At 45.8% G+C, this 12,546-nt stretch carries 14 protein-coding genes; 3 read left to right on the forward strand and 11 right to left on the reverse strand.

Annotated features, from left to right (window positions below):
* The 3 genes from ptsP to J2Z65_RS02305 form a co-directional block, all read right to left on the reverse strand.
* Complete coding sequence (gene ptsP, locus J2Z65_RS02295; protein ID WP_167064029.1) at window positions 1–1,740, reverse strand: phosphoenolpyruvate--protein phosphotransferase; 1,740 nt, start codon at window positions 1,738–1,740, stop codon at window positions 1–3.
* Entirely contained in the window at window positions 1,737–3,626 is a 1,890-nt protein-coding gene (locus J2Z65_RS02300; protein WP_167064026.1) for a glucose PTS transporter subunit IIA, read from the reverse strand. The genes ptsP and J2Z65_RS02300 overlap by 4 nt, the downstream gene beginning before the upstream one ends.
* A gap of 193 nt (window positions 3,627–3,819) precedes the next feature.
* Window positions 3,820–4,653 (reverse strand): hypothetical protein, encoded by an 834-nt coding sequence (locus tag J2Z65_RS02305; RefSeq protein WP_167064023.1) that lies wholly within the window; start codon window positions 4,651–4,653, stop codon window positions 3,820–3,822.
* 219 nt (window positions 4,654–4,872) lie between these two features.
* Here J2Z65_RS02305 and J2Z65_RS02310 point away from each other — a divergent pair, with 219 nt between their 5' ends.
* Entirely contained in the window at window positions 4,873–5,439 is a 567-nt protein-coding gene (locus J2Z65_RS02310; protein WP_167064020.1) for an FAD-dependent oxidoreductase, read from the forward strand.
* A gap of 79 nt (window positions 5,440–5,518) precedes the next feature.
* Here the strand turns inward: J2Z65_RS02310 and J2Z65_RS02315 are convergent, their stop codons facing one another.
* The 5 genes from J2Z65_RS02315 to crcB (J2Z65_RS02335) are packed head-to-tail and all read right to left on the reverse strand — an operon-like array spanning window position 5,519 to window position 8,866.
* Window positions 5,519–5,944 (reverse strand): CoA-binding protein, encoded by a 426-nt coding sequence (locus tag J2Z65_RS02315; RefSeq protein WP_167064017.1) that lies wholly within the window; start codon window positions 5,942–5,944, stop codon window positions 5,519–5,521.
* Window positions 5,945–5,955: 11 nt separating this feature from the next.
* On the reverse strand, window positions 5,956–6,774 hold the full coding sequence (locus J2Z65_RS02320; RefSeq protein WP_167064014.1) for a C39 family peptidase: 819 nt from the start codon (window positions 6,772–6,774) through the stop codon (window positions 5,956–5,958).
* 33 nt (window positions 6,775–6,807) lie between these two features.
* A complete protein-coding gene (gene aroA / locus J2Z65_RS02325; protein ID WP_167064011.1) occupies window positions 6,808–8,103 on the reverse strand; it encodes a 3-phosphoshikimate 1-carboxyvinyltransferase in 1,296 nt (431 codons plus the stop codon).
* Between the two features lie 26 nt (window positions 8,104–8,129).
* Entirely contained in the window at window positions 8,130–8,489 is a 360-nt protein-coding gene (gene crcB, locus J2Z65_RS02330) for a fluoride efflux transporter CrcB (RefSeq protein ID WP_167064008.1), read from the reverse strand.
* On the reverse strand, window positions 8,486–8,866 hold the full coding sequence (gene crcB, locus J2Z65_RS02335; protein ID WP_167064005.1) for a fluoride efflux transporter CrcB: 381 nt from the start codon (window positions 8,864–8,866) through the stop codon (window positions 8,486–8,488). Before crcB (J2Z65_RS02335) ends, crcB (J2Z65_RS02330) begins: the two co-directional genes overlap by 4 nt.
* Window positions 8,867–8,977: 111 nt before the next feature.
* Here crcB (J2Z65_RS02335) and J2Z65_RS02340 point away from each other — a divergent pair, with 111 nt between their 5' ends.
* Window positions 8,978–9,268: a rhodanese-like domain-containing protein gene (locus J2Z65_RS02340; RefSeq protein ID WP_167064002.1), complete on the forward strand. Its 291-nt coding sequence runs from the start codon at window positions 8,978–8,980 to the stop codon at window positions 9,266–9,268.
* A 21-nt stretch (window positions 9,269–9,289) separates the two neighbouring features.
* Here J2Z65_RS02340 and J2Z65_RS02345 read toward each other — a convergent pair whose 3' ends face one another.
* Window positions 9,290–9,796 (reverse strand): shikimate kinase, encoded by a 507-nt coding sequence (locus J2Z65_RS02345; protein WP_167063999.1) that lies wholly within the window; start codon window positions 9,794–9,796, stop codon window positions 9,290–9,292.
* A 171-nt stretch (window positions 9,797–9,967) separates the two neighbouring features.
* Here J2Z65_RS02345 and J2Z65_RS02350 point away from each other — a divergent pair, with 171 nt between their 5' ends.
* The gene (locus J2Z65_RS02350; RefSeq protein WP_240159899.1) at window positions 9,968–10,267 is read left to right on the forward strand and encodes a hypothetical protein; all 300 of its coding nucleotides are present in this window, start codon (window positions 9,968–9,970) and stop codon (window positions 10,265–10,267) included.
* A 13-nt stretch (window positions 10,268–10,280) separates the two neighbouring features.
* Here the strand turns inward: J2Z65_RS02350 and gndA are convergent, their stop codons facing one another.
* Both gndA and J2Z65_RS02360 read right to left on the reverse strand, forming a co-directional pair.
* Entirely contained in the window at window positions 10,281–11,693 is a 1,413-nt protein-coding gene (gene gndA / locus J2Z65_RS02355) for an NADP-dependent phosphogluconate dehydrogenase (protein WP_167063993.1), read from the reverse strand.
* Window positions 11,694–11,725: 32 nt separating this feature from the next.
* Window positions 11,726–12,493 (reverse strand): SDR family oxidoreductase, encoded by a 768-nt coding sequence (locus J2Z65_RS02360; RefSeq protein ID WP_167063990.1) that lies wholly within the window; start codon window positions 12,491–12,493, stop codon window positions 11,726–11,728.
* Between the last annotated feature and the right edge of the window lie 53 nt (window positions 12,494–12,546).

Below are 12,546 nucleotides of genomic sequence, written 5' to 3' on the forward strand. Positions count from 1 at the left end.
CTAATTACCTCCTACAATCGATTCTGTTTGTTCGGTTTGAGCCAGCAGCTCTATAATTTCATCGCTAGTTTTGCAAACTAGAATTTCACTTACTAATTGTTTGCACTTCTTAGCATCACTGCTTAATAAACGATGTTTAACTTGTAAAAGGGTTTGAACAGAAATGCTTAGTTCCTCGATGCCAAGACCTAACCAAATGGGTAAAGCACGGACGTCACCCGCCATTTCCCCGCAAACGCCAACCGGAATGCCCATACTTTTGCCAGCGTCTATGACATGTTTAAGAAGTCGGATAACAGCCGGATGATAAGGATTGTATAAGTGCGCGATATTTTCGTTCATCCTGTCTACAGCCAATACATATTGTACGAGATCGTTTGTTCCGATACTCATAAAATTAACTTCACTTGCCAGAACGTCTGCAATGAGAGCTGCAGCAGGGACTTCAATCGTTAATCCTACCTCAATATTCGCATTGAACGGAACGCCTTGTGCACTGAGCTCAGCCTTCGCCTTTTCCAGAAGCGCTTTGGCTTGACGCACCTCACCCAGCGAAGTCACCATGGGATACATGATTTTCACATTGCCATAATGGCTCGCTCTAAGAATGGCTTTTAGCTGTGTCATAAACAGATCCTTACGATCCAGTGAGATCCGAATGGCTCTGTACCCAAGGAACGGATTATCTTCTTTGGCCAGCGGCATATAATCCAGTTTCTTATCTCCGCCGATGTCCAAGGTCCGGATCACAATAGGACGCCCTTTTAGCTGCTTGGCTGCATGCAGGTACACTTCAAACTGCTCATCCTCACCCGGAAGCGAATCGCGGTCCATGTATAAATACTCGGTACGGAACAATCCTACCCCTGAAGCGCCATTGCGTAAAACCTGATCGATCTCTATTACCGAGTTAATATTCGCATGCAAATTTACATAGCTGTCATCCAAAGTCACAGGCGCTACATCAGCGATTTCCTGCAGACTCTCCTTGAATTCAAGCCAGTTCTTCTTGCGTGCTTGATAGCGCTCGATCGTGATTTTGTCCGGATTAATGTAAAGGGTACCCTCTTGGCCGTCAATAATTAAGAAGTCGCCATTTTGAATTGGACGCAGAAGCTTCCCTTCCAAGCCTAAAACATAAGGTACAGACATTGCTCTAGCCATGATAGAAACATGCGAATGCGTGCCTCCAAGAATGGTCAGCAGCCCCAATACTTTCGTTGGATCCAAATGAGCCAATTGCGAAGGTGTCAGCTCCTTGGCAACCAAAATATACGGATGATCGATCGGTGGAACCGTTGAACTCGTATCCCCAAGCAAATGTTTCAGAAGCCTGTTACCGACATCTTTAATATCAAGTGCCCGTTCCTTCATGTACTCATCGTCGATCATATTGAACATACCGACAAATTTATCGATGACTTCTTTTACAGCAACTTCGGCCGCCTTGTACTGCAGCTCGATAATCCCTTGGATTTCATTCATAAAAATAGGATCTTCCAAAATAGCCAGATGGGCGTCAAAAATATAAGCTTGATCCTGCCCGACGACTTCCTTAATTTCCTGTTTAATGAGTTCCAGTTCATCTTTAGAAGACCGGATCCCGTCATACAGACGCTCAAATTCATAAGCCAAATCTGTCACATCGATCATTTTCTCAGGAAAATCCCACTCCCACGTAGGAATGACAAAAGCTTGACCCATTGCAATGCCTGAAGACGCGCCTATCCCTCTGATCATCCGTTCATCCCCCCCGTAGATTTAGTAGGCTTTAAGACGACGGACATCACAGAACCTTGGCCTTTTTTAACAGCTTTGAACGGAGCGAAGCTCCAAGACTTAACAAGATCCGGATTTGTAATAATCATCGGTGTCGCCAAAGATGAAGCAAACTTTTTAACTTTATTGTAGTTAAATTTAACAAGAAGCTGCCCAGGTTCTACTCGATCGCCTTCTTTTACCACCGCATTAAAACATTTTCCCGGCAGACTCGACGTATCAATCCCGATGTGCAGCAGTACTTCCAATCCTTCATCCGTCAAAATGCCAAGTGCATGCATAGTCGGATAAATATGCATAATGGTACCTGCAACTGGCGAGACCAGTTCCCCTTTTTCAGGAATAAAAGCTACGCCATTCCCCACCAAACGTGAAGCAAATATGCGGTCGGGCACTTCCTCTATAGGAATCATGCGTCCTTGCATTGGCGAAGTAAACAATACCACATGAATGTCTTTACGCAGTACTTTCATAATCTCTTCACGAATTAGCTCTGAGAATGTCCCGAACACGACCTGAACATTGCCTCCTCCAAGACGGATGACGCCTGCAGCTCCTAAGTGTCGTAATGCCGTGATGTCTATCAAACGATCATTAACAAGCGTAAGTCGCAATCTGGTGATGCAGGCTTCAATCTTCTTAATATTGTCTTTCCCACCAAGTGCTTGCAAAATTAAAGGCGATCGATACGGAATGTCGCCAGCCCACTCTTCGAGTGAAGAGCCTTCTTCCCTGCCCGGCGTAGGAATTTGGAACCTTCTTATCGCCCAGCGAAACATGAAATAATACACCAATCCATACACGATCCCGATTGGGATTAGAAGCAGGCCATTATGCGATAAATGCAAATTAATGACGTAGTCTATGGCACCTGCCGAGTATGAAAAACCGTGCTGAATATGCAGTTCGTAGGCAAGCCACATTGCCGCACCCGATAAAATCGCGTGAATAATAAACAAATAAGGAGCTACAAAGAGAAAAGCAAACTCAATTGGTTCTGTGACACCTGTCAAAAAAGAGGCTAGCGCTGCCGTTAGAAATGTCGCCTTAATCTTCGGCTTCAAGTCCTCACGCGCTTCCCCAATAATGGCAAATGCAATGGCAGGCAGAGCGAACATCATGATCGGATATAGGCCGGCCATGTACATACCAGCCGAAGGGTCCCCTGCAAAATAACGCGGTAAATCCCCGTATACCATTTGTCCTGAAGGCGTTTTGTAAGCCCCAACTTGAAACCAGAAGAAGTTATTCAAAATATGGTGCAAACCAGACGGCACTAACAATCGATGCGCGATACCGTACACAAATGCTCCGAAACCGCCTAAACCAAGCAGCCAGTTCGAAAGCTTGCTCATCCCCACTTCCAAATATGGGCCTATCGCAATCATGATATAGGACACGACGAGCGTACACAGTCCCATTATGAGCGGCACCATTCTCGGACCACCGAAAAATTGTATGTATTCAGGCAGTTTTATCTCCTTACAGCGGTGATAAATAATGGCTGCAAGCAAACCGATCAAGATTCCGCCCGGTACACCCAATTGAAAATGGGGTCCAAGTGCATGTTCAATGAGCCTTGTAAACATAAAATAGCCCAACATGGCAGACAGCCCGGCAATACCGGCACTTTCTGTAAGCCCCAGCGCCACGCCAACGGCGAATATGATGGGTATATAGTCAAAGACCGTATTCCCTGCTAACAGCAGCATATCCCCAAATCCGGATGCGTGAATGCCGCCCCAAGGCAGGTCGCCGAGACGAAGCAGCACAGCAGCAATCGGAAGTGCAATGGTGGGCAGCATTAATGAGCGGCCAAGCTGTTGTAAGTTTCCCATCCAGTTCAAACGTATGATACCTCCTAAAAGTTTTGCTTTAGCAAAGCTGACACCGTAAGCCAAAGCATAGAGTTATCGAAAAAACTTACTTGATGAGCATAAGCCTCTCTTATCAAATCGTATAGCTTGTTTGCCAGTTTGTCAAAACAAAATAAGCAGGTCGAGGTTCGACCTGCCTGTGATTGCTGGTAATCGCATGCGATTAGTTAGAGTAGTTATTTCCGTATTGTTGTCCCAAACCCGTGCTGCTGAAAGCTTGGTTATATGGTTGGTAGCTTTGCTGATACGTGCCTTGTTGCCCTTGTTGTTGATAACCAAATTGCTGCATGCCTTGCTGCTGCTGAGATGCATAACTTGGCTGGGAGGATTGCATGGAAGACGAAGAGGACTCGCTGCGCAAATAAGAATCATGTCCCGGTTGATTTCCACGGTAATTAGCCGTGTGATAGGCGTTTGGTGACGTATAGGCTTGTGAGGAAGGTTGCTGACTCATTTGGGATGAGCCTCCATATTGACTAGTGATTGACGGCTGTTGGTGCATGGCTGTATAGCTAAACGGCTGATTTTGATTAGATGTATATTGGTTGTTCGCGCCGTTATAGGTAGAATATGCGCTTTGGAAACTTGAAGGTTGATATTGCGATGACGTTGAAGAGTCGCTGCGCAGGTAAGCGTCATGTCCCGTTTGGTTGCCACGATAGTTCGCCATATGGAAAGAATCGGTAGAAGCCATGCCGGCTTGGTTATAACTTTGGTTGTTGTCTTGGTTATAGCGTTGGCTGTAGCCTTGACTAGAGCCTTGATTAGAGTTTTGATTATAACTTTGATTGTAACTTTGATTGTTGCCTAGAACATAGTTGCTCGAAGTCGGTTGGCTATAGAAAGACTGCACATTGCCAACAGGTTGATACTGTCTTTGGTATCCCTGATTTTGTGAATTGTTGCTCTGGTACCCTTGAGAAGCTTGAGAGCCTTGAGAACTTTGTAAAGAACTTCCGAACGATGAAGTGGCATTGTTGTTAAAATTGTTATACATGTGTAAATTCTCCTTTAAATTTCATGATTTGGGACACCTTTTTGGAGCCTCTTTTATTCTCTCCCCTCCTTCGTATTTTATTTATTTTATATTTTTAAAAGTTCGAGCTTACGAATTTAGCTCAGATAATATACATTCTATACACATAAGTTGACTAATAGGAATTGGGTATGCCATAATTTCCTAGTACCCCATTCTCTTTACAGGAGGAATACTGATATGGCATATGACATCATTATTATTGGAGCAGGTCCTGCCGGTGCGAGTGCAGCTTTATTTACAGCTAAAGCTGGTAAATCAACACTTGTTATTGACAATGATCAAAGCGTAACGAAGCGTGCGTGGATCGAAAATCATTATGGTGTAGATGGGATCACTGGTCCTGACTTGATTGAAATCGGGAAGAAACAAGCCGCTAAATTCGGAGCTGAGTTTGTTCAAGGTAAAGCAACACAACTGACTCAATCCGGTGACGGGTTCCAAGTAACGACAGAAAGTGGTACATACGAAGGTAAGTATGTCATCCTTGCTACAGGTTTATCCGTTGATCTTGCAGAAGCCTCAGGAATTCAAACGAAACCAGGTACTGAGCCTCGTATCAAAACGATTGTTGATGCAGACGCACAAGGCAACACGAGCCTCAAAGGTGTATGGGCAGCAGGTACGATTGCCGGTGTCTCCATGCATACCATTATCACTTCCGGTGACGGCGCCAAAGTGGCCATTAATGTGATTAGTGAATTAAATGGAGCACGGTACGTAGATCATGATGTATTAAAAGCATAACAGAGCTCAAAAAAATAAAACCGCTTCTCTCTCGCCTACACGGTCTGAGAAAAGCGGTTTTTTGGTATTAATGAAAAATCTAATTGTTTCGCGGATTGAGAATCGCATCTTCCACTTTAATACAGCGGTCCATGATGACTTCTAAGCCTGCTTCACTAGCAATTCGGCCAGCTTCCTCATTCACGATGTCGAGTTGAAGCCAGAAAACCTTTGCTTTGATTTTGACGGCTTCCTCTGCAACTGGAACGACTTGATCCGCACGGCGAAAGACATTGACGATATCCACTGGCTCCGGAATGTCGGACAGCGAAGCATAACATTTCTCACCCAAAATCTCAGTTGCATTCGGATTAACCGGAATAATCCGGTATCCTCTGCTTTGCATCGCTGCGGACACCATATACGACGTGCGATCAGGCTTATCGGATAATCCTACGACGGCAATATTGCCTGCATTCGCTAGAATTTCCTTGATGTGCTCTCTTGACGGATTTTCAAAAGTCATCGATTTACCTCCTATTTTTTCAAGTAAGTGAGGCCTTGTTTCCCCATAGCGGACCAACTGTCGATAAACTGATCTTTGTTTACCTGCACTTGCTTTTTCCCGCTTAATGGATCATTCAAGTATACATTATTCTCATCATATCCGACCAATAATACAGCGTGCTCTGCATATGTCGTTTGAATAGGGCCAATCGGCGTATCCCATGTTACCCATTTGTAAGGAATATTAAAATCAATGGTTGTCCAAATGAGAACAGGAATGCCGCTTGCCACCTGCTGTTCAAACAGTTCGAAAGACTCACCCGTAATATCGATCGCCTCTGGAATGTATGACTTGAGCAGCGGGAAAAGACCGGCATGGTAAATGCCGAACCCTCTTTGTTTCCGTGTAACATCACCTACGAAACCTATGTTTGGATTCCCCCAGTAAGCAGGCGATCCATCTGCATTGAGCTTAATAGGCGTGTTATCCTTCGGCATCTCGGCAACAAGTTCCATCTTCGTTTTGGTAATTCCATAATACTGCAGCAGCATCGTTAGACTTGTAATTTCACAACCTGCTGGCAGTTCAGGCAGTTGAGCAAAAACTGGCGCATCAATCATTGCTGATTTTTTTGTCTGGATCGTTGGTTGTGGCGTAGAAACCTCCGCTGTTTGTACAGGCGCTGGCGGCTTAGCAATGGGCACCAACGGACCGGCATTGAAAAAAGCCGGCTCTTTCCCCGTAGCTTTGGCGTACAGCAATACAGCAAATACACTGCTGGCAAATACAAGCCCCGCAACAAGGAATAATCCAAACGTCACCTTTAACCCCTGCCAAATAACCCTCATGCTGACTCACCCGTTCCTTGTTTTGGAATCAAATTACTCCGTCACAAGTTCAACCTGAGCACCGATAGAACGCAAATGGTCAAAATACTGCGGGTAGGATTTGGCAACGTGATGGGCATCACGAATAGTCAACCCTTTCTCGGAACGAAGACCAACGACGGTTAGCGCCATAATAACACGATGATCGAAGTGAGCATTAATCTCGACACCGCCTGTAACACCTTGCGGCTTGCCGTGGACAATGATTTCACTTTGGCGTTCTTCCACGTCAGCTCCGGCTTTACGCAGCTCGTTCAAATAATCAGTGATACGGTCGCACTCTTTATAACGCAAATTTTCGACATTGTAGAAACGTGACGTCCCTTCAGCAAAAACAGCTGCCGCCACCATGGCTAACACAGCATCTGTGAAATGATCGCCATCAAACTCACCGGCTATCAACTTTTGGTTGCCGCGAACGTGCACAACCCCGTTATCATGGGTTAAATTAACGCCCATCGCACGCAAGACATCGACACAAGCCTTCTCCCCTTGCTTGCTGTTCTCTTCTAAGCGAAGAACGCGTACATCCGAGTTCGTGACGGCCGCTGCAGCCAGAATCGCCGCAGAACCAGGGTAATCTCCTTGAATGACATACTCTTTAGCTTGATAGGATTGTCTGCCCGGAATACGATAGTGCATCAAATCTTCGCTAGCATGAACGACAATACCAGCCTGCTCCAATACTTCGAGCGTTTGGCCCACAATGATTTTGGATTTCAAATCATGAAGAACTTCAATTTCGCTATCCTCTTCTAGAAGAGGTGTCATAAATAAGAGAGAGCTGAGGAACTGCGAGCTGACATTGCCGGAAACGGTAAGTTTGCCGCCACGCGGTTGTCCCCCTTTTATTGTTATCGGCAAACGACCGTTAGAATGTTGTACTTCTACGCCCATTTGCTGCAAAGTTTCGATTAAATCATCATGCGGACGCTTGCCCAGTGATTCCGGATACGTGTTGACGAAGGTTACTTCCGGACAAAAAGCGGCAGTGGACATTAGAAAACGAAGTACTGCGCCGGCATTTCCTACGTTTAGTTCAGAAATATGCTTAGGGTTTTTACCAAAGCCTGTAATCACGATTTTCTCATCATCTTCTTCAATGATAGCACCCAAATCACGTACACAGCGTCTCATTGCGTCACTATCTTCACTATGAGCAGGATAATAAATCGTACTTGTCCCATTCGCTAGCGCGCCGATCAATAAATAACGTGTGGTGTAGTTTTTGGAGGAAAGTGCGTTGATTTCTCCTTGTAGGTTAGCAGTAGGTTTCACGATGGCTTTCATTTAGTTAATATCTCCTTCACATGTGTTTATATGTAATATCCGATGAAGGTTAATAGAATTCCACCGGTATAACTAAGCATTGTATAGACCATCCAAGCTTGCCATTGTCCTGAACGGAGCTGTTTCACACTTTCCAAATTCAACGTGGAAAATGTAGTGAAAGCTCCCATAAATCCTGTGCCAATCAATAGCTTCCAATTATCAAAAGAGTGATATTTCATGAGAAGCCCCAGTAAAAAACAACCCAAAAGATTTATTGTCAGTGTACCATACGGAATAGAACTTGGGAACCTTCTTGACATGTACGAACCAAGCTGGAATCGGCTGATCGCTCCAAAAAAACCGCCAAAGCTTACCAAACATATTGCCCACAGCCATGTATTCATGAGAGCTCAGCCTCCCTTCGGGAGAGTAGCGCGATACGAACGCCAACCCAAGTAAGTCCTAGTCCTCCCCATAGGCTTGCAAGCACATAAATAAGAGCAAGTATCAGATGCCCTTGTTTATACATGTACACCGTTTCGTAGCTAAATGTAGAAAATGTAGTAAAAGACCCGATAAACCCCGTTGTGATTGGCAATTGGAGTTTGGCAGGGATGGGAAGCCTGTCCGTAAACGAAATAAAGCCAAGTAATAAACAGCCTGCTAAATTACAGATAAAAGTTCCCCAAGGAAACACTCCTGCCGTCCCCGGATTCCATAGCATGGAGAGCCCAAATCGGGCAAGTGCGCCGCAAATACCGGCTAAACCGATGTATAGCATGATTTAAACAACTCCTGGCTCAGGTCGCAGGTTTGACATCTTGTCTTAATGTTTCTATCATTACTTGTAATGGGGCTTCTTCCCCGTATTTCAAAACAAGGAGGTCCTACGATGGATACGATTTTACCAACCGCCGTCAAAGATAGACTCAGCCGTGGCGAGCAGTTAACCATCATTGATGTTCGAGAAGATGAAGAAGTGGCTGCCGGCATGATTGCTGGAGCTATTCATATCCCGCTTGGCCAGCTGCCTGAACGTTTGAGCGAGATTCCGAAGGCGGAAGAAGTGATTCTGGTGTGCCGCAGCGGTAACCGCAGCGGGCGCGCGCTTGGCTTTTTGGAAGCGCAAGGTTATAAAGGACTGAAAAACATGACTGGTGGCATGTTGGAATGGGAGGACTAAGCGTCGAGCTTGTCCTTCCTCTTAAAGATTAGCATGCCGAATAATCAACTCGACAATTTGGTCCGTTGTTAACTCGGACGTATCAATCACGGCATGTGCGAAGTCGTAAGCTGACTTGCGTTGTTCAAGCAGCGTATGCACGCGCTCTTCCAGGTTTCCTTGCAGCAAAGGACGGCTTGTATCACTGCTTACTCTATGAATGATAGCCTCAGGCGAAGCTTTCAACGCCACGACGAAACCATTACGCAGCATGCAGGCACGATTCTCCTCTGCCAATACAGCGCCCCCGCCTGTGGCCACGATTTGCCCTTTGCGGGCTAATAAATTTTCAATTGTTTTACTCTCCAATGTACGAAAGTGCGCTTCTCCATATTGACGAAACAATTCCGAAATGCTAGTCTGTTGATCCTCTTCAAGTACGGCATCCGAGTCTTGAAAAGTCCAGCCCAAACGTTCCGCCAGCTTCTGACCGACGGTGGATTTGCCTGTCCCCATGAAACCTACAAGTACAAGATTGCTTGTTGTCACGTTAATCCCCTTTTCTCATATGCTGTTCATACAAACTTTCCCAACATCATACCATAGCCGATTAGTCATGAATACAATCCATTAAAAAATCATATAGTAGTGTGAATAAATTCCAACTCAAACAGTTAAGATTTTAAGAGAGACCCTATGCCGACAAGGAGAGATGAAGTTTTGAACCCAACTGTTGCCTACACCAACCCCACACAAGGCAAACTGGAACAAATCTTACACCCGAGCTATGTACTGTGCAAAGAGGATGTTGTTTGGATTTTGGAGTTTATTAAGAAAAAAGTGGCTGAAGAAGACCCGCGCATGCAGGGCCTTGCTCAACCACGATTGTTAAAAAATTTCCGTTACTTTGCCGAAGTTTCCTTGATGCTCATTCACAGAAGGAACGGCTTCGATCAAGAAGCCGATCGTTTGAAGATGTGGCTGCGGGAAGCGGCATACGGTTTACAGGGAGAGGCCTAATGCCTCTGCCCTCTTAGTTTTCCATCCAGTTGAAGTGGAAGGAACCTTCTTTGTCCACACGTTGGAACGTGTGAGCACCGAAATAATCGCGCTGCGCTTGCAGCAGGTTAGCCGGCAGTCTTTCTGTGCGGTAGCTATCGTAGTAAGCAAGTGCCGATGCGAAAGATGGAACTGCGATACCGCGAGTTACCGCTTCTGCAACAACTTGTCTCCACGATTGTTGATAGTTCTCAACGACACCTGTGAAGTAAGAATCTAGCAACAGGTTTTTCAGTTCAGGATTGCGGTCATAAGCATCCTTGATATTTTGAAGGAATCTAGCACGAATAATGCAGCCGCCGCGGAAGATCATCGCGATGTTGCCGTATTTCAGATCCCATTTATATTCATCAGAAGCTGCTCTCATTTGAGCAAAGCCTTGTGCATAAGAGCAAATTTTGCTTGCGTACAGCGCTTGGCGCACAGCTTCAATAAATGCTTTGCGATCGCCTGTGAAAGCTGGAGCATCAGGTCCTTTGAGTACTTTGCTTGCCGCTACGCGTTCTTCCTTCATCGCAGAGATGAAACGGGAGAATACGGATTCCGTGATGATGGAAAGCGGTACGCCAAGGTCCAGAGCACTCTGACTGGTCCATTTTCCTGTTCCTTTTTGACCCGCGGAATCAAGAATAACGTCAACCATCGGTTTGCCAGTTTCAGCGTCATATTTCGTAAAGATATCACGTGTGATTTCGATCAGGTAGCTGTCAAGCTCGCCGTTGTTCCACTCCGTGAAGATCTCATGAAGCTCTTCTGTGCTTACACTCAGAACATCTTTCAGCAATTGGTAAGCTTCACAGATCAGCTGCATGTCGCCATACTCGATTCCGTTGTGCACCATTTTTACATAGTGTCCAGCGCCGTCTGGTCCGATGTACGTACAGCAAGCGTCGTCGCCAACTTTGGCAGAGATCGCTGTAAGAATTGGTTCTACCAGCTTATAAGCGGATTCTTGACCGCCTGGCATAATTGACGGGCCTTTCAACGCGCCTTCTTCGCCGCCGGAAACGCCAGTTCCTACGAAGCGGATGCCGTGTGCTTCCAGCTCTTTGTTACGGCGTTGTGTATCCGGGAAGTAGGCATTGCCTCCGTCGATCAGGATATCGCCTTTTTCAAGATGAGGCAGCAATTGGTTAATTGTGTCATCCGTTGGACCGCCCGCTTTGACCATGATCAAAATTTTGCGCGGAACTTCCAAGGATTGTACGAATTCTTCCACACTGTATGTACCAACTAGTTGTTTGCCTTCTGCTTCTTGAAGAAGCTCTCTTGTCTTTTCGGCAGAACGGTTAAATACGGATACAGTGAAACCTCTGCTCTCGATGTTTAACGCTAAGTTTTTCCCCATTACCGCTAATCCAACTACACCAATTTGTTGTTTAGACACGTCTCTCATACACCCTTCCGATATATAAATATTTAAATCGTCATCGAGCCAAAACCGCCATCTACTCTTAAAACAGAGCCTGTAACAAAGCTGGACGCTTGTTCAGATGCAAGGAACACAGCAGCACCCTGAAGCTCGGAAGCCTCGCCGAATCGATTCATTGGCGTATGACGCATAATGGACTCGATACGATCAGGGGACAAAATCTTACGATTCTGCTCTGCCGGGAAAAAGCCAGGAATAATCGCGTTAACCCGCACTCGGCTTGGAGCAAATTCACGGGCGATGTTCTGCGTAATGTTATTGACGGCTGCTTTAGAAGCGGAGTAAGTGAATACACGAGAAAGCGGCGGATCTGACGAAACGGATGAAATATTGATAATGCTTCCGCCTTCGCCCCGTTCAACCATGTATTTACCGAACACCTGGCAGGCTAGCACGACGCTTTTCAAATTAACCTCCATAATAGAATCCCATTCTTCCATGGAAATGTCAAAGAAAGGCGTGGCACTATTTTTCCCTGGACAGTTCATCAAAATGTCCGCTTGGCCTGACCATGCGAGAACTTCACCGAGTACACGCTCCAAATCCTCCCGTTTCGTCGCATCCGCTTGAAACGTTTGGGCTTCGCCGCCAATGGCTTCGATCTCTTGGCGAACCTGGTCGCTTTTCTCTTGGTTGCGGCCGACAATGGCTACTTTCGCGCCATGACCAGCCAAAGCAACCGCCATTGATCCTCCGAGTGTACTGTTACCGCCAATAATTACTGCTGTTTTCCCTGTAAGATCGAATAAATTCATTTGTCTTCATCCCCTCTAACATTATGCTTGGAACATTACACCGAAAGGCGCTT

The organism is Paenibacillus aceris (assembly GCF_017874035.1).
Lineage (GTDB): Bacteria > Bacillota > Bacilli > Paenibacillales > NBRC-103111 > Paenibacillus_E > Paenibacillus_E aceris.

Excerpts from the sequence above, each read along its gene's own strand:
- J2Z65_RS02320 (WP_167064014.1), bottom strand. The coding sequence starts at position 6,774 with ATGAGGGTTATTTGGCAGGGGTTAAAGGTGACGTTTGGATTATTCCTT.
- J2Z65_RS02305 (WP_167064023.1), bottom strand. The coding sequence starts at position 4,653 with ATGTATAACAATTTTAACAACAATGCCACTTCATCGTTCGGAAGTTCT.
- J2Z65_RS02315 (WP_167064017.1), bottom strand. The coding sequence starts at position 5,944 with ATGACTTTTGAAAATCCGTCAAGAGAGCACATCAAGGAAATTCTAGCG.
- ptsP (WP_167064029.1), bottom strand. The coding sequence starts at position 1,740 with ATGATCAGAGGGATAGGCGCGTCTTCAGGCATTGCAATGGGTCAAGCT.
- crcB (WP_167064008.1), bottom strand. The coding sequence starts at position 8,489 with ATGAATACATGGCTGTGGGCAATATGTTTGGTAAGCTTTGGCGGTTTT.
- J2Z65_RS02340 (WP_167064002.1), top strand. The coding sequence starts at position 8,978 with ATGGATACGATTTTACCAACCGCCGTCAAAGATAGACTCAGCCGTGGC.
- crcB (WP_167064005.1), bottom strand. The coding sequence starts at position 8,866 with ATGCTATACATCGGTTTAGCCGGTATTTGCGGCGCACTTGCCCGATTT.
- J2Z65_RS02360 (WP_167063990.1), bottom strand. The coding sequence starts at position 12,493 with ATGAATTTATTCGATCTTACAGGGAAAACAGCAGTAATTATTGGCGGT.
- J2Z65_RS02310 (WP_167064020.1), top strand. The coding sequence starts at position 4,873 with ATGGCATATGACATCATTATTATTGGAGCAGGTCCTGCCGGTGCGAGT.
- aroA (WP_167064011.1), bottom strand. The coding sequence starts at position 8,103 with ATGAAAGCCATCGTGAAACCTACTGCTAACCTACAAGGAGAAATCAAC.